General features: G+C 72.4%; 20 protein-coding genes. 8 read left to right on the top strand and 12 right to left on the bottom strand.

What is annotated here, in order from left to right:
* Positions 1-478 precede the first annotated feature (478 nt).
* Positions 479-1,903 carry a S8 family serine peptidase gene (locus AB0M83_RS15220; RefSeq protein WP_364517276.1) on the top strand — a complete coding sequence of 475 codons (1,425 nt, stop codon included), beginning with the start codon at positions 479-481 and terminating at the stop codon, positions 1,901-1,903.
* Positions 1,904-1,981: 78 nt separating this feature from the next.
* Here AB0M83_RS15220 and AB0M83_RS15215 read toward each other — a convergent pair whose 3' ends face one another.
* The 7 genes from AB0M83_RS15215 to AB0M83_RS15185 form a co-directional block, all read right to left on the bottom strand.
* A complete protein-coding gene (locus AB0M83_RS15215) occupies positions 1,982-2,812 on the bottom strand; it encodes an ABC transporter permease (RefSeq protein WP_364517274.1) in 831 nt (276 codons plus the stop codon).
* The gene (locus AB0M83_RS15210; RefSeq protein ID WP_364517272.1) at positions 2,812-3,618 is read right to left on the bottom strand and encodes an ABC transporter permease; all 807 of its coding nucleotides are present in this window, start codon (positions 3,616-3,618) and stop codon (positions 2,812-2,814) included. The genes AB0M83_RS15215 and AB0M83_RS15210 overlap by 1 nt, the downstream gene beginning before the upstream one ends.
* Before the next feature lie 134 nt (positions 3,619-3,752).
* The gene (locus tag AB0M83_RS15205) at positions 3,753-4,697 is read right to left on the bottom strand and encodes an ABC transporter ATP-binding protein (protein WP_364517270.1); all 945 of its coding nucleotides are present in this window, start codon (positions 4,695-4,697) and stop codon (positions 3,753-3,755) included.
* Positions 4,698-4,738: 41 nt separating this feature from the next.
* Positions 4,739-8,017 carry a phosphodiester glycosidase family protein gene (locus tag AB0M83_RS15200; RefSeq protein ID WP_364517450.1) on the bottom strand — a complete coding sequence of 1,093 codons (3,279 nt, stop codon included), beginning with the start codon at positions 8,015-8,017 and terminating at the stop codon, positions 4,739-4,741.
* 132 nt (positions 8,018-8,149) lie between these two features.
* On the bottom strand, positions 8,150-8,869 hold the full coding sequence (locus AB0M83_RS15195; protein WP_364517268.1) for a maleylpyruvate isomerase family mycothiol-dependent enzyme: 720 nt from the start codon (positions 8,867-8,869) through the stop codon (positions 8,150-8,152).
* 52 nt (positions 8,870-8,921) lie between these two features.
* Positions 8,922-9,332 (bottom strand): nucleoside-diphosphate kinase, encoded by a 411-nt coding sequence (gene ndk, locus AB0M83_RS15190; protein WP_004561228.1) that lies wholly within the window; start codon positions 9,330-9,332, stop codon positions 8,922-8,924.
* 118 nt (positions 9,333-9,450) lie between these two features.
* Positions 9,451-10,998 (bottom strand): alkaline phosphatase D family protein, encoded by a 1,548-nt coding sequence (locus tag AB0M83_RS15185; protein WP_364517266.1) that lies wholly within the window; start codon positions 10,996-10,998, stop codon positions 9,451-9,453.
* A 124-nt stretch (positions 10,999-11,122) separates the two neighbouring features.
* Between AB0M83_RS15185 and AB0M83_RS15180 the strand changes: the two genes are divergently transcribed.
* The 3 genes from AB0M83_RS15180 to AB0M83_RS15170 are packed head-to-tail and all read left to right on the top strand — an operon-like array spanning position 11,123 to position 14,704.
* Positions 11,123-13,480 (top strand): penicillin acylase family protein, encoded by a 2,358-nt coding sequence (locus AB0M83_RS15180; RefSeq protein ID WP_364517264.1) that lies wholly within the window; start codon positions 11,123-11,125, stop codon positions 13,478-13,480.
* 43 nt (positions 13,481-13,523) lie between these two features.
* Positions 13,524-14,405 carry a hypothetical protein gene (locus tag AB0M83_RS15175; RefSeq protein ID WP_364517262.1) on the top strand — a complete coding sequence of 294 codons (882 nt, stop codon included), beginning with the start codon at positions 13,524-13,526 and terminating at the stop codon, positions 14,403-14,405.
* On the top strand, positions 14,402-14,704 hold the full coding sequence (locus tag AB0M83_RS15170; protein WP_364517260.1) for a metalloregulator ArsR/SmtB family transcription factor: 303 nt from the start codon (positions 14,402-14,404) through the stop codon (positions 14,702-14,704). Before AB0M83_RS15175 ends, AB0M83_RS15170 begins: the two co-directional genes overlap by 4 nt.
* Before the next feature lie 3 nt (positions 14,705-14,707).
* On the opposite strand, the gene AB0M83_RS15165 is transcribed toward AB0M83_RS15170, so the two are convergent.
* Together AB0M83_RS15165 and AB0M83_RS15160 are read right to left on the bottom strand one after the other, a co-directional pair.
* The gene (locus AB0M83_RS15165) at positions 14,708-15,067 is read right to left on the bottom strand and encodes a DUF4233 domain-containing protein (RefSeq protein WP_364517449.1); all 360 of its coding nucleotides are present in this window, start codon (positions 15,065-15,067) and stop codon (positions 14,708-14,710) included.
* A 53-nt stretch (positions 15,068-15,120) separates the two neighbouring features.
* Complete coding sequence (locus tag AB0M83_RS15160; protein ID WP_364517258.1) at positions 15,121-16,776, bottom strand: folylpolyglutamate synthase/dihydrofolate synthase family protein; 1,656 nt, start codon at positions 16,774-16,776, stop codon at positions 15,121-15,123.
* Positions 16,777-16,849: 73 nt separating this feature from the next.
* Between AB0M83_RS15160 and AB0M83_RS15155 the strand changes: the two genes are divergently transcribed.
* Both AB0M83_RS15155 and AB0M83_RS15150 read left to right on the top strand, forming a co-directional pair.
* Positions 16,850-17,485: a class I SAM-dependent methyltransferase gene (locus tag AB0M83_RS15155; RefSeq protein WP_364517256.1), complete on the top strand. Its 636-nt coding sequence runs from the start codon at positions 16,850-16,852 to the stop codon at positions 17,483-17,485.
* A gap of 72 nt (positions 17,486-17,557) precedes the next feature.
* Positions 17,558-18,418 (top strand): SGNH/GDSL hydrolase family protein, encoded by an 861-nt coding sequence (locus AB0M83_RS15150; RefSeq protein ID WP_364517254.1) that lies wholly within the window; start codon positions 17,558-17,560, stop codon positions 18,416-18,418.
* Positions 18,419-18,423: 5 nt separating this feature from the next.
* On the opposite strand, the gene AB0M83_RS15145 is transcribed toward AB0M83_RS15150, so the two are convergent.
* Entirely contained in the window at positions 18,424-19,200 is a 777-nt protein-coding gene (locus tag AB0M83_RS15145) for an alpha/beta hydrolase (protein WP_364517252.1), read from the bottom strand.
* Positions 19,201-19,211: 11 nt separating this feature from the next.
* Positions 19,212-19,976, bottom strand: coding sequence for an alpha/beta hydrolase (locus AB0M83_RS15140; protein WP_364517250.1), 765 nt, complete (start codon positions 19,974-19,976; stop codon positions 19,212-19,214).
* A gap of 86 nt (positions 19,977-20,062) precedes the next feature.
* Here AB0M83_RS15140 and AB0M83_RS15135 point away from each other — a divergent pair, with 86 nt between their 5' ends.
* Positions 20,063-20,950 carry a LysR family transcriptional regulator gene (locus AB0M83_RS15135; RefSeq protein ID WP_364517248.1) on the top strand — a complete coding sequence of 296 codons (888 nt, stop codon included), beginning with the start codon at positions 20,063-20,065 and terminating at the stop codon, positions 20,948-20,950.
* Positions 20,951-21,031: 81 nt separating this feature from the next.
* On the opposite strand, the gene AB0M83_RS15130 is transcribed toward AB0M83_RS15135, so the two are convergent.
* The gene (locus tag AB0M83_RS15130) at positions 21,032-23,656 is read right to left on the bottom strand and encodes a valine--tRNA ligase (protein ID WP_364517246.1); all 2,625 of its coding nucleotides are present in this window, start codon (positions 23,654-23,656) and stop codon (positions 21,032-21,034) included.
* A 56-nt stretch (positions 23,657-23,712) separates the two neighbouring features.
* On the opposite strand from AB0M83_RS15130, the gene AB0M83_RS15125 reads away from it, so the two are divergent.
* Entirely contained in the window at positions 23,713-24,012 is a 300-nt protein-coding gene (locus tag AB0M83_RS15125) for a hypothetical protein (protein WP_364517244.1), read from the top strand.
* The last annotated feature ends 31 nt before the right edge of the window (positions 24,013-24,043 follow it).

Raw genomic sequence — 24,043 nt, 5'->3', positions numbered from 1 at the left:
CAGGGGCCCCTTTCTGTTCGTTCCGCCGTGGTGGTCACCAGCGACGGGAATCCTGGCCCGACGACCGGGCGGCGCACCACCGCATCCGGCGGCGCGACCCGGCCAAAGGTCTGCTCGGCGGCGTGCGTGGCCAGGCTCTCGCGACCCCCGGGCCGCCCGCCACGTCGTCCAGCCGCCCGCTCCCGGGCGGCGACGCGCGTCGTGCTGTACATGCACATCACCGGGCCACAACGCCGCAGGCAGCACCTCTCACGTGCGCCCCGCGGCCCAGCGGCCACCCCGAGTATCCCACACCGGGTGACTGCTCCGTCGTACTCGGTACCTCCGCCCACGCCGCCGGGCGCGCCGGACCCCCACCGGCCGGGGGAACTTGGCCGTAGCGCTTGTCCGCCGGGCACGGGGTGGCTACCGTGCGGCTCGGGGTGACCGGGATCTCGCGCGCCGGCACCCGCGGTTCCTGCATCCGGTGGGAGGTCCGGTGTCCCTGCTGGCGCGGCCGCTGCGGGCGGCCGTGTGCACCGTCCTGGTGCTTTCGGGATGCGTCCCCGCCGGTCCGGCGGCGGCCGACGAACTCGCCTGCGGCCACGGCCGGAACCTGCGTTACGTCGTCACCTTCGACCGCGGCACGCCCGAGTCCACCGCTCGCGCGCGGGTCACCGGCGCGTGCGGCGCCACCACCGTGTACTACCCGCAGATCGCCGTCGCCGTCGCCACCTCCGGCGACTCCGCGTTCGGCGCGCGGATCGGGCTCGACCGGGCGTTCAGCGCCCAGGCCGAACGGCTGGCCGCGCAGCGCGCCACCGAGGTCAAGCCGCAGCCCGCGCGGGCGACGCTGCCCGCCACCGACCCGGCTCGCGTCCCCACCGCGGACCTGAGCGACCGGCAGTGGGACATGCGGATGATCAACGCGGGCCGCGCGCCGGGCGGGTCCGGCGGCCGCCGCGACGTCGTCGTCGGCGTCCTCGACTCCGGGATCGACCCCGACCACCCGGACCTCAGCGGCGCGCTGGACCGCGACGACTCCGCCGGCTGCCTGACCGGCGCCCCCGACCGGTCGCCGTCGGCCTGGGCGCCCACGACGTCGGTGCACGGCACGCACGTGGCGGGGATCATCGCGGCGGCCGACGACGGACGCGGCGTGACGGGTGTGGCGCCCGGGGTCAGGGTGGCGTCGGTGAAGGTGATCGACGACCGCGGCTACGCCGACCCGGAGGCCGCGGTGTGCGGGCTGATGTGGGCGGCGTCACGGCACATGCGGCTGACGAACAGCAGTTTCTTCGTGAACCCGTGGACGCTGTCGTGCATCCGCGGCGACGACCGCGGGGTGGTGCACGAGGCGCTGGCGCGCGCGGTCGAATACAGCACGTCGGCGGGCACGCTGAACGTCGCGGCGGCGACCAACGAGGCCGTCGACCTGACGCCGTCGGCGCGGTCGGGCTCGGCCGGGGCGGGTTCCGGGTGCGAAGCGCTGCCGGCCGCGCTGCGGGACGTCGTCGCGGTGTCCGCCGTCGGCTCTGACCGGGTGAAGGCGGGCTACAGCTCGTACGGGCTGGGCGTGATCGACATCACGGCGCCCGGCGGAGAGACGGGCGAGTGCGTGCTTTCGACGGTGCCGGGCGGGTACGCGCCGCTGTGCGGGACGTCGATGGCCGCGCCGCACGTCACCGGGGTGCTGGCCCTGCTGGCGTCCGCGCACCGGGACGCGGGGCCCCGGCAGCTGCGGCGGACCCTCGACGCCCAGGCGATGCCGATGCCGTGCCCGGCCGACTACGACCTCACCGGGGACGGCACCCAGGACGCCTACTGCGCGGGGTACGAGGGGTTCAACGGCTTCTACGGGCACGGGATGGTGGACGCGCTGGCCGCCGTCGCGCCGCGGGGACGGCCCGACCCGGCCCGGTGAGCCGCTCCCGCTCGTGCGGGAAACCGGGACTCGCGTGATCGAGGCCGGAAGTCGCGTGATCAGGGACGGAACTCGCGGTCAGGTCAGGAGGAGTTTGGCTATTCGGCGGGTCGAGGCCCAGAGGCCTACTGCGCCCAGGACCAGCAAGTAGGCCAGGTTGATCAGCATGCTGCCGGACAGCAGGCCCGTCGCGAGGCCACGCATCAGCTCGATCGCGTGGTAGAGCGGGAGGCAGCGGACCACCCACTGCAGCGGCTCCGGGTACACCGACAGCGGGAAGAACGTCGTCGCGAAGAGGAACATCGGCATCAGGGCGAGCGCGATGTAGTCGAACTGGGCCGTCGACCGCACGAACGTCACCAAGGCCATGCCGATCGCCGAGAACGCGAGCCCGACCAGCAGCGCCGCCGGGACCATCAGCACCGCCCACCACGACGCCAGCAGCCCCATCGCCGCCGCGATCGCGAGGAACGCCACCGCGTAGACGCCGCCGCGGGTCATCGCCCAGCCGATCTCGCCGAGCGCCACGTCCAGGGGGCCGATCGGCGTCGCCAGCATCGCGTCGTACAGCTTCGCGTAGCGCAGCTTGAAGAACAGGTTGTACGTCGACTCGAAGACCGCGCCGTTCATCGCCGACGTCGCCAGCAGCGCCGGCGCCACGAACGCGACGTAGCCCATCGGGCGGCCGTCCGGGCCCGCGACCTCGGTGACCAGCTTGCCGAACCCCACCTGGAAGGCCAGCAGGTAGAGGAACGGCTCGGCCGCGCCGGAGACGAAGATGGCCCAGCCGGTGCGGCTCGCGCGCATCGATCGCTCGACGAGCATGCGGGCGCGGCCCGCGTACAGCCCGGGCGGCAGGATCCGCAGCAGCAGACCGGCCCGCGCCGGGGGAGCTTGGACGCTCACCATCACTCCATCAGCCTCCGGTAGAAGGCCCGGTGCGCGACCGCCCACCCGGCCGCGAACAACGCCGCGAGCACCGCGAAGTGGCCGAGCATCGCCCAGCCGCCGACTCCCCCGACGCTCACGCCGCGGGCCAGCTGCGAGCCGTGCCACAGCGGGGAAAGCCAGGCCAGCCAGCGGATCGCGCCCGGCAGCTGGGAAATCGGGAAGAACGTGCCGCTGAACAACGTCATCGGCATGACGACGAAGCGGAAGACCAGGCCGAAGCGCTGGCCTTCGTCGAACGTCCGCGCCGCCAGCGCGGTGACCGGCGTGGCGCAGGCGAGCCCGGTGACCGTGCCCACGAGGATCACCAGCAGCACACTCGGCCCGGTCCAGGCGCCGAAGAACAGCGCGACGAACGCGTAGATCGCGCCGGCGAGCGTCAGCCGCAGCGCCGACCAGATCAGGTGGCCGCCGAGCACCTGGCCCGGCGACACCGGCGTCGCCGTGACCGCCAGGTAGTCCTTCTGCCACTTGAACCCCGACAGCACGGGGTAGCTCGATTCGCCGACGGCCTGCTGCGCGGCACCGGCGGCGAGCAGCGCCGGGGCGATGTACTGCAGGTAGGACAGGCCGCCGGTGACCGCGCCCGGCCGCACCTGCGACCCGAAGCCGAGGCCCATCGCGGCGAGGAACAGCACCGGCTGGAGGCCGGTGGAGTACAAAGTGGACAGCCAGTGGCGCCGGTACCAGGTCCAGTGCCCTTCGACGCGCAGCCAGGCGCCCTGCCAGCTGCCGACGACGCGGCCGGTGGATTCGACGGTGGTCATGGCCGCCTCCCCGGACCCGACCGGCCGAGCCGGGGGCTCGCCCTCGGCCGGGGTGTGGGGGCCGCGCCCCCACGGAACACCCTGAGGGTCATCGGCGAGCGCCTTCCGCGAGCATGATCCTGTCCCCTCCCGAGTCAGTCGACCAAGGTCCGGCCGGTCAGGCGGAGGAACACGTCCTCCAGCGAGCTCCGGCGCACCAGGCTCGACAACGGCCGCAGCCCGCGGGAATGCGCGTGCTCCAGGGCGTCCTCGCCGTCGTTGCTGTAGAGCAGGACCCGGTCCGGCAGGACCTCCACCCGCTCGGCGAGCCCCTCGACCCGCTGCGCCGCCGCGACCTGCTGCCCCACCGGGAACCGCAGCTCGACGACCTCCCGCGTCGAATACCGGCTGATCAGCTCCGCAGGCGAACCCTCCGCGGCGATCCGGCCGTGGTCCATCACGACGAGGCGATCGCACAGCTGCTCCGCCTCGTCCATGTAGTGCGTCGTGACGATCAGCGTCGTGCCCTGCTCCTTGAGCCGGAACAGGCGGTCCCACAGCAGGTGGCGGGCCTGCGGGTCGAGGCCCGTCGTCGGCTCGTCGAGCAGCAGCAGTTCCGGGTCGTTGACCAGGGAACGCGCGATCGTCAGGCGGCGTTTCATGCCGCCCGACAGCGGTTCGACCTTGTCCGCGGCCCGGTCACTCAGCTGCGCGAACTCCAGCAGCTCGTCCGCCTTGCTGCGGGCGGCCGCCCGCGAGAGCCCGAAGTACCGGCCGTAGATCAGCAGGTTCTCCCGGACCGACAGCTCGACGTCCAGGTTGTCCTGCTGCGGCACCACGCCGAGGCGTGCGCGGATCCGCGGGCCGGCCACCTCCGGATCCAGCCCCAGCACGCGGAGGTCGCCGTCGGTGCGCGGCGACACGCACGCGATCATCCGCATCGTCGACGACTTGCCGGCGCCGTTCGGGCCGAGGAAGCCGAACGCCTCCCCGCGCCGCACCTCGACGTCGATCCCGCGCACGGCCTCGAACTCGCCGAAGCGCTTCACCAGTGCCTTGGCCTGCACCAGTGCCGGTTCCCGGTCCTCCGATTCGTCCACCCCCCGACCATACGAGCGGGCACCGACAAAAACCGAACGGTTTAGCCCCGCACGGTCACGACCAGCGTCCGCGTCACCCCGTTGACCGTCACCGACAGCCGCGCGACACCCGGCCGCAACGCCGTCAGGACACCGGAAGCCGGGTCGAACGCGACGACACCCCGGCCGACCGTCCAGTCCGCGCTCACCGGGTAGGCCACCGGCACGTCCCGGGTGCCCTGGCGCAGCGTCGCGCGCACGTCCGCGCGGTCGCCCGGGGCCAGCGACGCGGGCCCCGACAGCGTCAGCGAGTCGACGTTCGGCCGCGTCTCGAAGCGCACCGGCTCGGCGCGGTCGGCCGGGTCGACGCGCAGCAGCGTCCAGCCGACGAACCCGCCGTCGCCGGGCGCGGCCGCGGGCGCCTTGCCCGAGTTGCCGTTGACCAGGTACGGCACGCCGTCCACGCGCGACAGCGAGAACACGCCGGCGTGCGAAGCCACCGAGGCGGCCGGTTTGCCGGACGCCTGCTCGAAACCCGTCAGCCACTGGATCAGCAGCGTGGCTTCCTTCCGGTCGCCGAGCTGGGAGTTCCCGGTCGGGCTCGGGTCCTTCACCGGGTGGTGCATCGCGACGACGACCCCGCGGATCGACCGGTCGGCAGCGGCGGAGTCGAGCGCCGAGCGCAGCATCCGGACCTGGTCGAACCCGCCCGCCCGCAGCGAGCCGCGCGAAGAGTCCATCAGCACCAGCCGGATGCCGTGCACGTCGACGACCCGGTGGGTGACGCCGAACGCGGCCTGGAAGTTGGCGAGGCCGTTGCCGCCTTCGGCTTCGTGGTTGCCCGGCACGTAGTACCAGGGCACCTTGCCGTCGAGCTCCTCGGCGATCACCTGCCGCGCAAGCACGAAGTCGGGCGCCGTGCCGCGGTCGACGAAGTCGCCGTTGATCAGCACCAGGTCCGGCTTCGCCGCAACGGCTTCGCGCAGGGCGCGGCGGGCCTGCGCGACCAGCGGCCCGGCCGGGTCGTCCGCGGTGAACTGCGCGTCGCTGACGACCGCGACGCGCAGGCCGCCGGCCAGGGTGCCGTCGGTGACCAGCGCCGGGTCGTGCGCCGCCGGGTCGGCCGGCACCGCCGTCGTCGGCGCCACCTCGAAGGTCAGGTCGTCGAACACCAGGTGACCTTCGTACTGCTGGTCCGGCACGTTCTCGACGGCGTAGAAGCGCGTCAGCCGCTGGCCCTCGGGCAGCCCGGCCGGGACCGCGGCGGTGACGTACCGCCAACCCGTCCAGTCGACGCTCAACGACAAGTCCACAATGGACGCGACGTTCGCCGCGTCGCGCAGCTCCGCCCGCAGCCACGCGCCCTTGCCGTCGCCGTTCACCCACAGCCCGATCTTCTGCGTGCCGGCCGGGACGGGCAGGGCCGCGGACGGCGTCACGTACGCGGCGCGCGTCGCGGTCGTGCCGGTGAGCCGGTAGTCCAGCGCGAGCCCGGCACCGCCGTCGCGCCCGGGCGCCGCGGACAGCGCCGCGCCGACGACCGCCGGGAACACCGTCGCCGTCCAGCCCGCCGGCCCGTCCAGCGGCGCCGCGACCCGCGGCACGGTCCCCACCGAAGCGGCCAGGTGCGCGGTGAGGCCCGCCGCGGTCGCGGTGATCGCGGTGGCGCCGGACGCGGTCAGCGCGGTCACCGCGTACCCGTCGCCCGACGGCTCGACCCGCACGACGGAGTGGTCGTAGTCGAGCTTGACGTCATCGGCTTCCAGCCAGGTGCCGTAGCCGTCGTCGTCATAGCCGTAGACCTTGAACGTGCTCTTCGCGCCGGCGCCGGACAACGCGACCTGCTCGGTGCTCGTGCCGAGCCGGACCGGCTTGCCCAGCACCGAAAGCGCCGTCTTCCCGGACGCGCGGCCGGAGCGCGCGACGACGTCGACGCCGCCCGCGCCGTGGCCGGTGACGACCCCGCGGGTCACGGTGGCCCGCCGGGGGTCGGACGTGCTCCAGCGCGGGTCGGCGGCCACCGCGGCGCCGGTTTCGTCGTGGCCGTCGGCGACCAGGTGCCGGGTCAGGCCGGTCAGCACGCGGTTCGCGTCCGCCGTGGCCACGGCGGGCGCCGGCGCGAAGCCGGTGAGCTTGCCGCTGCCCGGCACGGTCGCGAAGCCGATCCCGTTGGGCACCAGGCGTTCCCCGCCGTCGGACGGCGCGTTGCGGACGCTCGGCGCGGCTTCGCCCTCGGTGCGCGCCAGGAGCGTCGACGAGCCACCGCCGTCGAGGTTGATCGCGTCGTCGGCGCCGAGGCTCTTCAGGTGCCGCGCCAGCTCCAGCTCCGTCATCCCCCGGCTGTCGGCCTGGCGTCCGTCCACAGTGGCCAGCCACAGCCGCTTGCCGTCGGCGGAGAAGCCGACCGCGGTCCGCGGGTGCATGGCCACGTCGTCGACCGGCTGCACGACGCCGTCGCGGAGCAGGACTTCGTTGCCGCCCACGGCGACCGCGATCTTCCCCGCGTCCGAGCGCGGCGCGTAGGTGACGCCGACCGGGTCGCCCGGCATGAGCGCCGCGAGGGCGTCCGCCCCGGCTTCGCGGGCCAGCAGCAGCGTGGTGCCCGCCGCGATGGGGCCGTCGGCGGGCTGCTCGCGCACGGCCGTGACGACGCCGTCGCGCAGCTCGACCTCGCGCACCCGGGACGCTCCGGCGACCGAGGTCGCGCGGCCCGAGGCGCCCCACAACGGCGTGTAGACGCCGATCGCGTCCTTCTCGAGGACCGGGCTGTTGAAGTTCGTGGCCCGCACCGCGCCGCCGGGCAGCGTCACCGTGGCTTCGAGGAAGACCGACGCCAGCCGGGCCTTGCCTTCGTCGGTGATCGCGGCGGTGTAGTTGTGGCCGGCGGCGGGCGCGGTCTGCAGCTGCCCATGGTCGATGCCGACGCCGATCGGCGCGCCGGTGGCGTTGATGTCGAAGAAGTCGCCGTTCACGCCGGCGACCGCGCCGGTGCGCGCGACCTGCTGCGAAAGCGGCGTGCGCGCGGACACCGTGCCGGGGCTCAGGTACGCCGGCTTCAGGACCTTGCTGCCCAGGTCGACGGCGAGGGTGTCGCCGCGGACCCAGCCCGCCGAGTCGAACCGGTCGAACTGGGTGAGGTTCAGGCCGGGCGCGACCTCGGTGGTCGCGCTGCCGGTGACGAGCCCGTCGTCGGGGTCCGCGGCGGCGAAGGCGGCCGGGCCCTGGTGGTCCGACGACGCGGCGGGCGCGGCCTCGACCGGCGGCGTGCCGAGCGGCGCTTTCAGCGGATCGGCGTGGGCGGGGACGACGAACGCCGTCGCGAACAGGGCGGCAAGCGGCAGCGCCAGGCGTGACTTCTTCACCAGGTACCCCAGTATCGAGTGGAAGTGAGCCGGACCAGCACAGCGCAGCGGCACGGCCGGGGGAAGGCTTCCCGGTGAACGCCGCCTGAATGGTCTAGAACAGCTCTCGGGTCAGGCGGTGAAAGGAGCTTTGAGGAGCTGATCGGCGATCGCGGGGTCACCGCTGACGCTCGGCGGGGTGGCCGTTCGCTTCCACAGGTGCAGCAGGAGGTCCCGGGCCGTCGCCTCGGCAGTCGCTGCGGGTTCGGTCGCCGGGCCGAGCGCGGGCGGTTCCCCCGGGTGCAGCGTCCAAGCGTCGCCGGTGTCGGTGGCGCGCACCACGAGAGGCGCGGTCAGCGACGGCGCGGCGTGCCAGCGCGTGACGCGCGGGAGCCAGGCGGTCAGGACCTCGTCGACGCCGTCCGCGGCCACGGCCGGGTCGAGCACGTGGTCGCTGCCCGAGTCGGCGAGGTGGACGGCGGTTTCGTGCACCTGGCGGCGGAACCAGAACGCCTTGGTCTTCTCAGTACCGCCGAAGTGCCAGCACCGGTCTTCGGGCGTGGCGGCTTCGAGCGCGTCGAGCAGCAGTCCGGCGCTTTCGGCGTACCAGGACGCCAGCTCGGCGTCCGCGCCCGTTTCGAAGTTCTGCGGCTGCACTTCCCCGGTGGTGACGACGGTGGCGGCCCAGCGGTGCACGTTCCCGAGGTGGGTGCCGAGGTCGGCCAGCGTCCAGCCGGCGCAGTCGGGCACCGCGGCGGCCAGGTCGCCGGTGCGCAGCCGCTCGGCGAACGCGCTGGTCAGCTCACGCAGCACCGGCAGGTACTCGCGGGCGGGGAACGGCATCGTCGTCACGGGTGCTCCAGGGGAGAACCGGGGCCACGCCCGGGCGCGGCCCCGGTGCCGATCACAGGTCGGGGAACCAGAGCTTCAGCTCGCGCTCGGCCGACTCCGGCGAGTCCGAGCCGTGGACCAGGTTGTACTGGGTCTCCAGCGCGAAGTCGCCGCGGATGGTGCCCGGGGTGGCCTTCTCGACCGGGTCGGTGCCGCCGGCCAGCTGGCGGAACGCGGCGATGGCGCGCGGGCCTTCGACGGCGAGCGCGACCAGCGGCCCCGAGGTGATGAACTCCAGCAGGTCGCCGAAGAACGCACGCTCCTTGTGCTCGGCGTAGTGCTCCTCGGCCAGTGCCTGCGGAACGGTCCGCAGCTCGAGGGCGGCGAGCTTCAGGCCCTTGCGCTCGATCCGCGAGACGACCTCGCCGACGAGGCCGCGCGCGACGCCATCGGGCTTGACGAGGACCAGCGTGCGTTCAGTCACGACGGTGTTTCTCCTTGCTGCTGCTCTTAGGGGGTCCGGGTGGCGGAGCCCCCGGCTCGGGGCGAAGCCCCGGATGTCATTGGTGCGTGTCGGTGCGCGTGAGCGTAGCCGACCCTCCTCAGCGGCCCTGCGGGTGCAGCTTCTTCGACCACAGTGACGCCCCGGTGGCATCCCTGAGGTCCACCGTGAGATCTCCGCCGGCGCCGTCGATGTTCAGCTCGCCGAAGTGCTGGAAGCCGTCGATCGGGGCCGTGTTCGCGACCGGTGGGGCGTGGACGAAGACCGCCTCCGGGCCGAACGTCGGGTCCAGCGCGTTCGGGCCGAACGCGCCCGCGTTCAGCGGCCCGGACACGAACTCCCAGAACGGGTCGAAGTCCGGGAAGGCCGCGCGGTCCGGCGAATAGTGGTGCGCCGCCGTGTAGTGGACGTCCGCCGTCAGCCAGACGACGTTGCGGACGCGACGGCGCTGGATCTCCCGCAGCACCCACGCCAGTTCGGTCTCACGCCCGCCCGGCGCGCCCGGCAGGTTGTTCGCCACCGCTTCGATCGCGGTGCCGTCCGGGACGACCAGGCCGAGCGGCATGTCCGCCTGGACGATCTTCCACGTCGCCGTGCTGCGGCCGAGCGCGTCGGCCAGCCAGCGCGCCTGCCGGTCGCCGAGGATGTGCCCCGGCTTCGTCTGGTCGGCGGTGTTCGCGTCGCGGTAGGTCCGCATGTCCAGCACGAAGATCTCGGCGCGCGAGCCGTACCGGAAACTGCGGTAGACGCGGCCGTCGACGGCTTGGCGCGCGTCGATCGGGTGCCACTCGTGGAACGCCTGGTACGCCCGCGGCGCGAGCACGTCGACGCGCTTTTCGGTGTAGGCCGGGAGGTCGAGGATCTCGCCCGGGTACCAGTTGTTCAGGACCTCGTGGTCGTCCCACTGGGCGTAGACCGGCACCTGCGCGGCGAAGCGCTTGAAGTGGGTGTCGAGGCGGTTGTACGCGTGCTGGCCGCGGTACTCGTCGAGGGTCTCGGCGACCTTGGACTTCTCCGCCGTGACGACGTTGCGCCACGTGCGGCCGCCGGGCAGGGTGACCGTCTCCGTCAGCGGGCCGTCGGCGTACACCGTGTCGCCGCTGTGCAGGAAGAGGTCGGGGCGGCGGGCGGCCATCGCGGAGAAGATCGTCATGCCGCCCAGGTCCGGGTTGATCCCCCAGTTCTGGCCGACGACGTCGCCCGACCACAGGATCCGGGTGTCGCGGCGGCCCACCGGCGCGGTGGCGAACCGGCCGGTCAGCGGCTCGCTGGTCGCGCGCCCGTCGAGGGACTCCGCCGTGACGCGGTAGTGGTACTCGGTGCCGGGCGCGAGACCGGCGACGCGGACCTGCGCGGTCCCGCCGGTGGCCGGCCCGGCGAGCGGGCCGGGCACCCGGCGGGCGTGCCGGAAGGAGGGGTCGCGCGCGATCTCGACGACCAGCCGCGACGGCCGGTCGGCCCGCGACCAGACGATCGCCGAGCCGGGCGTGACGTCGCCGGACTGGACGCCGTGGGTGAGCACCGGCCGGTCGCCGCGCAGCAGCGGGGTCGCGGCGAAAGCCGTCGAAGGCAGCACGAGACCGGCGGCGGCGCCGGTGAGCCCGGCCTTGAGCAGGGTGCGGCGGGAGTGGTGGGTCGGTTCGGTCATGCGCGGTTTCTATCCCGCCGCGGCCAACGCCGGATGGCGTGCGGGTGAACGGGATCCCCGGGTTTTCCCCCATGTCCGCGCGCCGTCTCCCTCGGTAGCGTGGCGATCACGACAAGGGGGTCAGATGAGACCATTCAGGAAAACCCTGGCGGTTCTGACAGCGGCACTCACCGTCTCCACACTGGTGACCGGCATCGCGGAAGCCGGCGAACAAGGCAACGCCCGAGCCGTGCTCCGCTACACCGAACACGGCATCCCGCACATCGTCGCGAAGGACTACGCCGGACTCGGCTACGGGTACGGCTTCGCGGCGGCGACCGACAACGTCTGCGAGCTCGCGAACATCTACCTCACGGTGAGCGGGCAGCGGTCGCGGTACTTCGGCCCGGAGGGTGGCGGCTACCCGTCGCTGTCCGAGGCGGAGAGCAACCTGCACAGCGACCTGTTCTTCCAGCAGATCAACGACTCCCACGTCGTCGACCGGCTGGCCGCGCAACCCGCGCCGCTGGGGCCGCGCCGGGAGGTCCGGGAGGTTGTTTCCGGTTACGTCAAGGGGTTCAACGCCTACCTCGCGCGCACCGGCCGAGCCGGCATCTCCGACCCGGCCTGCCGCGGCGCCGGCTGGGTGCGGCCGATCACCGAGCAGGACTTCTACCGGCACTTCTACGCCATCGCGGTCACCGGTGGCCAGGGCGTCGTCACCGAAGGCCTGTTCACGGCGCCGCCGTCCGGCGCGACGCCCGCCCCGGGCACCGGCGAGCAGCTGTCGGCGAAGGTGGCCCAGGCGCTGAACGGCAGCGGGCTCGGCAGCAACGGCATCGCCGTCGGCGCGGACTCCACCGCGGCCGGCCAGGGCAGCGTGCTGCTCGGCAACCCGCACTACCCGTGGCACGCCGGGCGCCGGTTCTGGCAGAGCCAGCTGACCATCCCCGGCCGGCTCGACGTCGCCGGCGCGAGCCTGCTCGGCATGCCGTTCGTCCAGATCGGGCACACCGCGGACGCGGCCTGGACGCACACGGTGTCCACCCCGGTCACGTTCGGGCTGTTCGAGGTGCCGCTGAAGGCGGGCGACCCGACGACCTACGTCGTCGACGGCAAGCCCGAGAAGATGACGTCCCGCGAGGTCACCGTCCAGGTGCGCCAGGCCGACGGCGCGCTGAAGCCGGTGCGCCAGACCTTCTGGTCGACGCGGTACGGGCCGGTGCTGAGCGACTTCCAGGGCATTCCGCTGCCGTGGACCACGAAGTCGGCGTACACCGTGCGGGACGCCAACGCGACGAACATGCGCGGGCTCAACACGTGGTTCGAGCTCGACCAGGCCCGCAGCACGGCCGACATCGTCGGCGCGCTGAGCCGCACGCAGGGCGTCCCGTGGGTCAACACCATCGCCACCGACCGGGCGGGCAACGCGCTCTACGCCGACATCCAGGTCGTCCCGCACGTCACCGACGAGCAGGCCGAAGTCTGCAGCACTCCCTTGGGACGGCAGACTTTCCCGGACGTCGGACTGGCCATTTTGGACGGCTCGAAGTCGTCGTGCCGGTGGGGTTCCGACCCCGGCGCGCTCGAGCCGGGCATCTTCGCGCCGTCGCGGCTGCCGCGACAGCAAAGCCGCGACTACGAGCTGAACGCGAACGACAGCGCCTGGCTGGCCAACGCGAAGGCGCCGATCACGGGCTACCCGCACATCGTCGGGGACATCGGCACCGAGCGCTCGCCGCGCACGCGGGAGGCGCTGCTCACCGCCGAGAAGGGCGGGTTCACGACGGACTCGATGAAGAAGATGCTCTTCGCCGGCCACAGCCTGTTCGCCGACCTGACGGCGGCCGACCTGGCGAAGCTGTGCGCGGCGTTCCCGGGCGGGCAGGCGCCGTCGTCGTCCGGCCCGGTGCCGGTCGGGCCGGCGTGTTCGGCCATCGCGAACTGGGACCACACGTACACGCTCGACACGCGGGGTTCGCTGCTGTTCCAGCGGTTCGCCGCGCGGCTCGGCAACGTCGACCGGTTCTCGGTGCCCTTCGATCCGAAAGCGCCGCTGACCACGCCGAACACGCTCAACACCGGCAACGCGGACGTGCGGAAGGCGTTCGGCGACGCGCTGGTGGAGCTGCGCGCGGCCGGGCTGGCCCCGGACGCGAAGCTGCGTGACGGCCAGGCGGTCACCCGCAACGGCGACCGCATCCCCATCCACGGCGGGCCGGGCTTCCTGGGCGTGCTCAACGTGATCACGCCGGTGTGGGATCCCGCGCGCGGCAACGTGGAGGTCCAGCACGGGTCCAGCTACATCCAGGTGGTCGGCTTCCGCGGGCGCGCGTGCCCGGACTCCTCGACGGTGCTGACGTACTCGCAGTCGGCGAACCCGAACTCGCCGTACTTCAGCGACCAGACGAAGCTCTACAGCCGGGGTGAATGGGTGAAGGAACGCTTCTGCGAAGCCGACATCCTGCGCTCTCCCGCGCTGCGGGTCGTCGTGCTGCGCTGAGCTGGACGACACTATATCCGGATATGCGGATATAGTGCTCAGAATGCGTGTTCTCGTGGTGGGAAGGGGCCCGGTGGCCCAGGTCCTGGCGACGTCCATGGCCGGCGGTCACCGGGTCGGGTTCGCGGTGCGCGAGCGGACCGGCGACACCCTGCTCGCCGGGAGCCGCCGGCTCCGCACCGTGGGCCCCGCCCGGCGGGTCGACCGGCGAAGCGTCGACCTGACGCCGGTCGAGGACCCGGCACAGAGCTGGGACGTGGTGATCAGCACGGCCTCGCCCGCCTCGCCGGGGGTGGCCGAGCTGCTCGGCCGGTCGTCGGCGGCGGTCGTCGCCGCGGTCACGCAGGTGCCTTCCGAGGTGGAGCTGCTGCGCGAGCTGGCGGGCGACCGGCCGTGGGGCCTGGTGGTTCCCGAGTTCTTCGCCGGTGGCGCCGATCCGGCGTGGTGGTGGCCGCCGGCCCGGGTCCGGTTCACCGTCGCCGGTCCCGCGTCGGCCTCGCTGCGGTCCTTGTTCGCCCGGCCGCGGTGGGCGCGGACCGCACCGCTCGTAGCTCCGCTGGTGGCCGCGGCGGGCACGATGCCCGTCGTGGCCGGGCTGCACGCCGTGGGCTTCGACCTCGCGGCAACGCGCCGGTCTTCACAGCTGCTCGCGGCCGCCGCGACCCAGGCGCGCGCCGCCGTCGCGGCCGGGTTCGGCGGCCCGAGCCCGCGTCCGGTGCGCCCGCTCGCCGTGCGCGCGGCACTGACCGTGCTCCCCCGGCTGGCGCCCTTCGACGTGCAGCACTACCTCCGCGGGCACTTCGGCGGACACGGCGGGCAGACTGTCCGGATGCTGCGTGACTGGGTGGACCTGGCCGGCCGCCACGGCCTCCCGGCCAGCGCGCTCGACGAGTTGCTGCACTCGGCCGAGGGGGTCGCCGGATGATCGAGGACGCGCTCACCACGGCCCTGCCGGTGTTGCGGGCGCTCGGTGAAGCGACCCGGGTCCGGGTCATCGGCGTGTTCCTCGACCGCGGCGGCTCCGCCACGGTCGGCGAGGTGCAGGCGGAGCTCGGGCTACCGCAGTCGACGGTGTCGCGGCACCTGCGGATCCTGCTCGACGCCCGCCTGCTGACGGTGAGCCGGGCGGGCCCGCACCGGATCTACCGCCTCGACGTCCCCGCCGACGCCCTCGACGCGCTCGACGCCGTCACCGCCCGGGTGCGGGAGTGCCAGCACCCGTGACGGTCAGGGCTGGGGCTGCTGCTGGCTCGCGAGGGTACCGGCCGCCATGCGGCGGGCGACGTCCTTGCGCAGCCACAGCAGCCACAGCCAGATCGCCAGGAACACCACGCCCAGCACGGAGATCGCCGGCAGCCAGAACACCAGCGCGATCAGCACCACCTGCAGGGCGAGGATGAGCGGCACCGCCCACGGCTTCTTCACGAAGCCGCACGTCACGACCAGCACCAGCGCGACGGCCAGCACCGTCCAGCCGGTGCCGGTGCTGATCCCGCCGCCGAGCTTGTTCACCACCGGCAGGGCCAGGGCGACCGTGATCGCCTCCATGATCAGCGTCCCCGACATCACGCCGCGGAAACCCTTCATCGGGTCCTTCGGCTTGGGCGCTTCCGGCGTCCGGGGAGTCTCCGGGGTCTCGCTCACGCCGGCTCCTTTCCGAACAGCGTGCGCGTCTCGCCCACGGTGACCACCGAGCCGGTCACGAGCACACCGCCGCCCGCGAGGGGCTCTTCGGGGTCGTCGCTGGTCTCCACGAGCGCGACCGCCGTCTCGATCGCCGTCTCCAAGTCGGTCTCGGCGACCACCCGATCTTCGCCGAACACCGAGATGGCCAGCTGGTTCAGCTCTTCCAGCGGCATCGCGCGCGGTGAGGAGTTGCGCGTCACGACGATGTCGGACACCACCGGCTCCAGCGCGTCGAGGATGCCGTGGGCGTCCTTCTCGGCCATCACGCCGACCACCGCGACGAGGCGGCGGAAGGCGAACTCCTCGGCCACGGTCGCCGCGAGCGCGCGGGCGCCGTGCGGGTTGTGGGCCGCGTCGATCATCACCGCGGGGGCCGCGCGGACCCGCTCCAGCCGGCCCGGCGTCTCGACCTCGGCGAACGCCTCGCGGACGGCCTCGACGACCAGCTGCTTGTCCTTGCCCGCGCCGAAGAACGCCTCGACCGCCGCCAGCGCGAGCGCGGCGTTCGCGGCCTGGTGGGCGCCGTGCAGCGGCAGGAAGATGTCGTCGTAGACCCCGCCGAGGCCCTGCAGCTTGAGCAGCTGCCCGCCGACGGCGACTTCGCGCTCCAGCACGCCGAACTCGCTGCCCGCGCGGGCCACCGCCGCATCGACCTCGACGGCGCGTTCCAGCAGCACCTTCTGCACTTCGGGATCCTGCTCGGCGATCACCGCGACCGAGCCGGCCTTGATGATGCCCGCCTTTTCGCGGGCCGCGCCGAGGATGTCCGGGCCGAGGTATTCGACGTGGTCGATGCCGATCGGCGTGATGACCGCGACGGCGCCGTCCGCGACGTTCGTCGCGTCCCAGGCGCCGCCCAAGCCCGCTTCGAGCACGGCGGCCTCCACCGGCGCGTCGGCGAACGCGGCGAACGCCATCCCGGTGAGGATCTCGAACTTGCTCATCGCGACGCCGTCCGCGGCGGCACCGTCCACCATGGCCACGTACGGCGCGATGTCGTGCCACAGCTCGGCGTAGCGCGCGGCCGAGATCGGCGCGCCGTCGAGCGCGATCCGCTCGGTGACCAGCTGCAGGTGCGGGCTCGTGTAGCGGCCGACGCGCAGGCCCATCCGGGTCAGCAGCGCGTCGATCATGCGGGCCGTGGAGCCCTTGCCGTTCGTGCCCGCGATGTGCAGCACCGGGTAGCCGCGGTGCGGCTCGCCCAGCAGCTGCGTCAGCGCGGAGATGCGGGTCAGCGACGGCTCGATCTTCGTCTCCGGCCAGCGCTGGTTCAGCTCGGCCTCGACGGCCATCAGCTCGCGGCGGGCCTCGGGCCCGTCCGGGCTGCCGTACGCCGCGGGTTCGCCCTGGTCGTCGAGCTCGTGCAGCTCGGTGTCCTCGGGCACGGTCAGGTCGGGCACCGGGCCGGTGGCGAGGTTGTCGCCGAGCTGGCCGACCCCGCCGATCCCGCCGCGCGAGCCGCCGCCGACGTCGAACGCGGTGTCCCGCGCGTCCAGCTCCGGGTCGTGGTCGTCCGAGTCCTCGTACCCTTCGGCATCGAGCTCGTCGACACCCGCGAAGCTGTCCAGATCCGACAGGTCCGGCCTCCGACCTGTCTCATCCTGCGGCACTGAATCTCCTCCGGCCTGGGGTTTTCGCACTGGCTTCCGAGTCTACGTGCGTGGCAGGTGGCACTCTCGACCCATGCCGTTCAACCACAACGACCACTACCACCCGCTGCTGCTGGACCTGCTGCCGCCCGGACCGGGGATCGCGCTGGACGTCGGCTGCGGCACCGGGCGGTTCGCGCGGCGGCTGGCCGCGACCGGCATGGCGGTGGAGGCGGTCGACGTCTCGGCCGCGATGGTCGAAGCGGCGGCGGGCCTCGGTTCGCCGGGGCCGGGCAAGATCGTCTACCGGCAGGCGGACGTCACCACCGATCCCCTGCCCGAAGCGCACTACGACTTCATCTCGTGCCTCGCGTCCCTGCACCACATGCCGTTCGAAACGGTCGCGAAGCTGCGCCGCGCCCTGGTGCCCGGCGGCGTGCTCGTGGTGCTCGGCCTGGCGAAACCGAGCACGCCCGTGGACTGGGCGCGGGCGATCGCGGCGGTCCCGGTCAACGCGCTCGCGCGGCTGGTCGTCTACGCCGGCGAGCGGCTGAACGGCGGCGGCGAGGACGGCCCGAAGGCCCCGGTCGTCGACGACTTCCCGACCATGGCCGAGGTGCGCCGCGAGGCGGCCCGGCTGCTGCCCGGGAGCACCGTCCGGTCGTTGCTCTTCTGGCGGACGCTGATCACTTACCGTGAGCACGGCGAAGGTGACCCGACAGGCGGGTGAAGTCCGCACCCTCGCCGTCCGGCGCTCGCTAGATGTGGAAGCAGCGTTTCCACCAGCGAGAACGGGGTCTTCATGCGCATCACCCGGCTGCTCATCGCCGTCGCCTCGGCAGCCATCCTGCTGCCGGCGTCGGCCACCGCCGCCTCCGCGGCGAGCATCGGCAGCTACGTCGCCCTCGGCGACTCCTACACCTCCGGGCCCTTCATCCCGGTCCAGCGGCTCGACCCCCTGGGCTGCGGGCGGTCCACCGCGAACTACCCGTCGGTGCTGGCCGCGGCGCTGCACGCCGGGCGGTTCACCGACGTCAGCTGCGCCGGCGCGGACACCGGCTCGATGACCAAGTCCCAGGGCGTGCCGTTCAACGGCACCAACCCGCCGCAGCTGGGCGCGCTGCGGATCGACACCGACCTGGTCACGCTCGGCATCGGCGGCAACGACTACGGCGTGTTCGGCAGCTTGATCTCGACGTGCCCGGGCCTGCGGGCGGGCGACCCGGCGGGCAACCCCTGCGAGAAGCACTTCGCCGGTTCGGTCACCTCGTCGATCGACAACATCGGGCCGCGGGTCGAGGCGGTGCTCGCCGCGATCCACGAGCGGTCGCCGCGCGCACGGGTGCTGGTGGTCGGCTACCCGCGGATCGCGCCGGAGAAGGGTTCCTGCCCGGACGTGCTGCCTTTCGCCGACGGTGACTACGCGTGGCTGAGCAGCGTCGAGGAAGCGCTGAACCGGATGCTGGCCGACGCCGTGGACGGGGACGGGAACGCGGAGTTCGTGGACACCTTCGGCCCGTCGCGCGGCCACGACGCCTGCGCGCGTGGCGGTTCGGCGTGGATCAACGGCAAGGACCAGAACATCTTCGAGGCCGCCGCGTACCACCCGCTCAAGGCCGGGATGGCGGGGGTGGCGGCGGTGATCCTCAAGTCCCTGCGCTGACGCCTCTAGTCGGGCCCGGTCACGAAGTCCAGCACGATCCGGGCGAACTCGTCCGGCAGCTCGGCCGGGGCACCGTGCCCGGCGTCGATCTCGGCGGCGCGCGCGTGCGGGATCGCGGCGACCAGCTGCCGCTGCTGCTCCGCCGTGATCAGCCGGTCGTGCGCGCTGCCGAGCACCAGCACCGGTGCGGTGATCTTCGGGAGCACGGCCCGCAGGTCGACGGCCCGGTCGGCTGCGATCTGCCGGTCCGTGCCCGGCTCGATCATCGTTTCCAGGGTCTTGACCAGCTGTTCGTTGCTCTCGGGGGTGGCCTGCTCCCAGTAGCGAGGGCCGAACGCCATCAGCGGCAGCATCCGGGCGAAGGTCCCGGTTTCGAGCAGGTCGAGCCAGTACCGGAACTCGGCGTCCTGCCTCATGTCGGTGACCGGCCAAGCGGCGTGCAGGACCGCTTTCCGGACGCGACTCGGGCGCGTACCGGCCAGGTGAGCCGCCACGACGGCGCCCAGCGAATGGCCGACGACGTGGGCGGCGCCGGCTCCCGCGTGGTCCAGGACGGCTTCGGCCTGCGCGGCGAGGTCCTCGACGGTGATCGGGCCGCCGCGGTCGGTGGTCCGGCCGGAGCCGGGGAAGTCCGGGGCCAGGACGGTGAAGCGGGTTGCTTTCGCCGTCAGCGGCGCCCACTGCTCGCGGGAGGCGGCGGTGCCGTGCAGCAGGAGCAGCGCGGGGCCGTCGCCGGTCCGGTCGTAGTGGACGACGGTGTCTTCGCAGGTCACTTCGGGCACGGTCGTCTCCTTCAGGCCGTGATCGCGCGGAGGGCGGCGGTGAACGCCCGCGGGTCCTCCTGGTGCGGGACGTGGCCGCAGCCGGCGAGGACGTGCACCCGGGCGCCGGGTGTCTCGGCAGCGCAGTTCCGCGGGACTTCGAGGGGGATCTGGGCGTCGACCTCGCCGTGCAGGTAGGTGATCGGGACCTTGAGGTCCTTCAGCCGGGGCCGCGGGTCGTAGGCGGTGATCTCGGTGAACAGCGCGTCGATGTAGACGCCCGAGTCGAGCAGCTGGCGGACGGTCCAGTCGACGAGGCCGGGCGAGGCCTTCGGGCCGAACCAGCCCGGCACCCAGCCGCCGACGGTGCCGAAGCGGTCGTCGACGAGCTTCTTCCGCAGCTCGTGCACGGTTTCGCGCATGCCGGTGCTCGGCCAGTAGCCGGGGCTGTCGACCGCGACGACGTGCTCGACCAGCTCGGGGCGGGCGAGCGCCAGTTCGGTGGCGAAGACACCGGCGATGCTGGAGCCGACGACGACGGGCTTGATCGCCAGTTCTTCGATGACCGCGGCGAGGTCTCCGACGGCACCGTCGATGGTGTTGCCCTCGAGCGGCCGGTCCGAGCGGCCGCACCCGCGCCAGTCGAGGGTGACGACGCGGTGGTCGCGCACGAGGTCCGGCAGGCACGACTGCCAGACGCGGCCGCTGGCGCCCCAGCCGTGCAGCAACAGCAGGGCGGGACCTTCGCCGGCGTCTTCGTAGTAGAGGCGGGTGGTGTTGACGTTCGCGTAAGGCATGTCCCGAGCGTCGCCTCCGGGCGCTCGCCTTTCGAGGACCAGTCCGCTCGTACACTCATCACGATCGCTGATGAATGGGGTCGGTCGTGGAGCTTCGCCAGCTGAGGTACTTCGTGACGGTGGCCGAGGAACTGCACTTCGGCCGGGCGGCGGAGCGGCTGCACATCGTCCAGCCGGCGGTCAGCCAGCAGATCCGCCGGCTGGAACGTGCGCTGGACGTGACGCTGTTCGCCCGTTCGACGCGTTCGGTGGCGCTCACCGAGGCGGGACAGCGGTTCCTGCCGCACGCGCTCGCGGTGCTGGCGGCGGCCGACCGGGCGGCGGATGCGGTGTCCGAGTTCCGTTCTTCCGGGTCGTTGGTCCGCTTGGGGACGAGCGAGGGCTTGGGTGACCGGCTGGACGTGCTGCTGGGCGCGTTCGCCCGGCTGGCGCCTTCGGCTTCGTTGGAGCTGGTCCACGCACCGACGGCGCAGCGCCTCCAGCGCGTCCGGGACGGTTCGCTTTCCGCGACCATCGTGCGGGGCTCGTGGCCCGCTTCCGGCCTCGACTTCACTCCCTTGTGGATGGACGAGGTGCTGGTGGCGTTGCCCGCGTCTCATCCATTGGCTTCTTCTTCGGAAGTCGCCTTTGCTTCGCTGGCTTCACTTCCCGCGCGGCTCAGTTCGCCTTCGCGGAATCAGCCGTTGTACGACCTGGTCGTCTCGTGCTGCCGCGAGGCGGGGTTCGAGCCGGTGCTGGGCAAGGAGTTCACGACGGCGCAGGACACGTTGGGGACGCTGGGTTTCGGCCGTCCACACTGGACGGTGTTCTACCGGGCGCACGCGAACCTGCTGCCGATCCCGGGCGTGGTCTTCCGGCCGCTGGTGGAGCCTTCGCCGCGGATGCAGACGTACTTGGCGACACCGTCGGAGCGGCGGTTGACCCCGGAGCTGGTGGCGTTGATCGAAGCGGCGCGAACCATCGAGACGGGCTGAGCAGCCCCCGATTTCCAGGCTACCGAAGGGGTACGACAAAGCCCGGCACTCCGCGAGGGAGCGCCGGGCTTTGTCACCAAGTCAGGAAGCCGGAAGGGCCGCCAACCTCGCCGTGATGCGGTCGATGTCCGCCACCGCCGTCTCCTGGCGCACCTTGATCTTGTCGACCACGTGCTCCGGGGCCTTCGCGATGAACGCCTCGTTGCCCAGCTTCGCCTCCGTCTGGGTCAGCTCCTTCCGGGCCGCCGCGAGGTCCTTCTCCAGCCTCTTGCGCTCCGCCGCCACGTCGACCGTGCCCGACAGGTCCAGCTCCACCGTCACCACGCCGTCCGCCAGGGCCACCTCGAGGGACGCGCTCGCCGCGAAGTCCTCCGCGGGCTCGGTCAGCCGGACGAGCGAGCGGATCGCCGACTCGTGACCACCCGTGTAACCCGCAAGCCGGGATGCCACCTTCTGGCCCGGCTTCAGCCCCTGGTCCGCGCGGAACCGGCGGATTTCCGTCACCAGCTTCTGGACGTCCGCGATCCGGGCGTCGGCCACCGCGTCCGCGTAGCCGGCCGCGGGCGAAGGCCACGATGCGATCACCAGCGACTCGCCGCCGGTCAGGGCCGTCCAGAGCTTCTCCGTGATGAACGGGATGAACGGGTGCAGCAACCTGAGCACCGTGTCCAGGACGTGCCCCAAGACCGAGCGGGTCGCGGTGACCCGGGAGGAATCCCCTTGGTACAGCTGGACCTTCGCCAGCTCCAGGTACCAGTCGCACAGCTCGTTCCAGGTGAACTGGTAGAGCGCGCCCGCCACCTTCGCGAACTGGAAGTCCTCGAACAGGCCGTCCACTTCGGACACCAGCGCGCCGAGGCGGCCCAGGATCCAGCGGTCCGCCTCGGTCAGATCCGCGGCAGCAGGCAGCGGAGCAGCGACCGAAGCCCCGTTCATCATCGCGAACTTGGTGGCGTTCCACAGCTTCGTGCAGAAGTTGCGAGAACCCGCCGCCCATTCGTCGGCCAGGGCCATGTCCGCGCCCGGGTTCGCGCCGCGGGCCAGGGTGAACCGGGTGGCGTCCGCGCCGTACGCGTCCATCCACTCCAGCGGGTCGATCACGTTGCCGCGCGACTTCGACATCTTCTTGCCGTTCGCATCGCGGATGAGGCCGTGCAGGTACACGTGGTCGAACGGCTGCTTGCCGTTCATCTGGTGCACGCCGAACATCATCATCCGGACGACCCAGAAGAACAGGATGTCGTAGCCGGTCGACAGGACGCTGGTCGGATAGAACTTGGCCAGATCCTCCGAAGACGACGCAGGCCACCCGAGCGTCGACATCGGCCACAGGCCCGAGGAGAACCACGTGTCGAGCACGTCCGGGTCCTGCGTCCAGCCTTCACCGGACGGCGGCTGCTCGTCCGGGCCGACGCACACCACTTCGCCTTCGGGGCCGTAGTACACCGGGATCCGGTGGCCCCACCACAGCTGGCGCGAGATCGTCCAGTCGTGCATGTTGTCGACCCAGTCGAAGTACCGCTTGCCGAGCTCCGGCGGGTGGATCTTCGTGCGGCCGTCGCGGACCGCGTCGCCGGCCAGCTTGGCCAGCTCCTCGACCTTGACCCACCACTGCAGCGACAGCCGCGGCTCGACGACCGTGTCGCACCGCGAGCAGTGCCCGACCGCGTGGACGTACGGGCGCTTCTCGGCCACGATCCGGCCGGCCTCGCGCAGCGCGGCGACAACCGCCGGGCGCGCCTCGAACCGGTCGAGGCCCTCGAACGGCCCCGGCGCGGTGATTTCGGCGCGCTCGTTCATGATCGTCAGCATCGGCAGGTCGTGCCGGCGGCCGATCTCGAAGTCGTTCGGGTCGTGCGCCGGGGTCACCTTGACGGCGCCGGTGCCGAACTCGGGGTCGACGTGCTTGTCGGCCACGATCGGGATGCGCCGGCCGGTCAGCGGCAGCTCGACCTCGGTGCCGACCAGGTGCGCGTACCGCTCGTCGTCCGGGTGGACGGCCACCGCGGTGTCACCCAGCATCGTCTCGGCGCGGGTCGTCGCGACCACGATCGCGGTGTCGCCGTCGCCGTAGCGGATCGACACGAGCTCGCCGTCGTCGTCGTTGTGGTCGACCTCGATGTCCGAGAGCGCGGTCTGGCAGCGCGGGCACCAGTTGATGATCCGCTCGGCGCGGTAGATCAGGCCCTCGTCGAAGAAGTTCTTGAACACCGTCTGGACGGCCTTGGACAGGTTCTCGTCCATGGTGAAGCGCTCGCGCGACCAGTCGACGCCGTCGCCGAGGCGCTTCATCTGGCCGAGGATCCTGCCGCCGTACTCGGCCTTCCACTCCCAGACGCGCTCGACGAACTTCTCGCGGCCCAGGTCGTGGCGCGAAAGGCCCTCGCCGGCCAGCTGGCGCTCGACGACGTTCTGCGTCGCGATGCCCGCGTGGTCCATGCCCGGCAGCCACAGCACCTCGTAGCCCTGCATGCGACGGCGGCGGCTCATCGCGTCCATCAGGGTGTGGTTGAGCGCGTGGCCCATGTGCAGGGAACCGGTGACGTTCGGGGGCGGCAGTACGATCGAGAACGGCGGCTTCTCCGACGAGGCGTCGGCCGTGAAGTACCCGGCCGCTACCCAGCGGTCGTACATCGGTGCTTCCTCGGCGGCCGGGTCCCAGGCACCCGGAAGGTCGGTGGTCTGCTGCGGAGCGTTCTCGGTCACAATGGACAAGTCTACGAACCCGTCACGGCGGGTCACCCAGGGGGAAGGCACTCGGGATGGCACAGCCTCAGCAGCCGCAGGATCCGGACGACCGGCGCTTGGAGACGCACCCCGACCTGATGAACCCCGACTGGCAGCAGCACGCCGAGCGGGACGCCTGGCTGGGTGCGAAGAAGGAGCTCAAGAAGCGCCGCAAGCACGAGCGCCGCACCGGCGGACACCAGCCGGGACAAAGCCGGTGGCCCGGCGTGCTCGCGCTGGCGCTGGTCGTCGTCCTGGTCGTGGCGGCGATCGTCGTGCACCAGATCCAGGGCGTCGGCGTCAACGAGGACCCGTTCCTGTTCTTCGGGTCGTAACGATCTTCCCCCGCTGTCGATGATCAGGCAT

The sequence above is a fragment of the Amycolatopsis sp. NPDC051106 genome, from assembly GCF_040682775.1.
Taxonomy (GTDB): Bacteria; Actinomycetota; Actinomycetes; order Mycobacteriales; family Pseudonocardiaceae; genus Amycolatopsis.
Note: the sequence above shows the minus strand (reverse complement) of the source record. Positions and strands in the feature narration are given on the sequence as shown.

Coding starts and splice junctions, on each gene's coding strand:
- AB0M83_RS15215 (WP_364517274.1), bottom strand. CDS start 2,812: ATGGTGAGCGTCCAAGCTCCCCCGGCGCGGGCCGGTCTGCTGCTGCGG.
- AB0M83_RS15210 (WP_364517272.1), bottom strand. CDS start 3,618: ATGACCACCGTCGAATCCACCGGCCGCGTCGTCGGCAGCTGGCAGGGC.
- AB0M83_RS15185 (WP_364517266.1), bottom strand. CDS start 10,998: ATGACCGAACCGACCCACCACTCCCGCCGCACCCTGCTCAAGGCCGGG.
- AB0M83_RS15180 (WP_364517264.1), top strand. CDS start 11,123: ATGAGACCATTCAGGAAAACCCTGGCGGTTCTGACAGCGGCACTCACC.
- AB0M83_RS15175 (WP_364517262.1), top strand. CDS start 13,524: ATGCGTGTTCTCGTGGTGGGAAGGGGCCCGGTGGCCCAGGTCCTGGCG.
- AB0M83_RS15170 (WP_364517260.1), top strand. CDS start 14,402: ATGATCGAGGACGCGCTCACCACGGCCCTGCCGGTGTTGCGGGCGCTC.
- AB0M83_RS15165 (WP_364517449.1), bottom strand. CDS start 15,067: ATGAAGGGTTTCCGCGGCGTGATGTCGGGGACGCTGATCATGGAGGCG.
- AB0M83_RS15155 (WP_364517256.1), top strand. CDS start 16,850: ATGCCGTTCAACCACAACGACCACTACCACCCGCTGCTGCTGGACCTG.
- AB0M83_RS15150 (WP_364517254.1), top strand. CDS start 17,558: ATGCGCATCACCCGGCTGCTCATCGCCGTCGCCTCGGCAGCCATCCTG.
- AB0M83_RS15140 (WP_364517250.1), bottom strand. CDS start 19,976: ATGCCTTACGCGAACGTCAACACCACCCGCCTCTACTACGAAGACGCC.
- AB0M83_RS15125 (WP_364517244.1), top strand. CDS start 23,713: ATGGCACAGCCTCAGCAGCCGCAGGATCCGGACGACCGGCGCTTGGAG.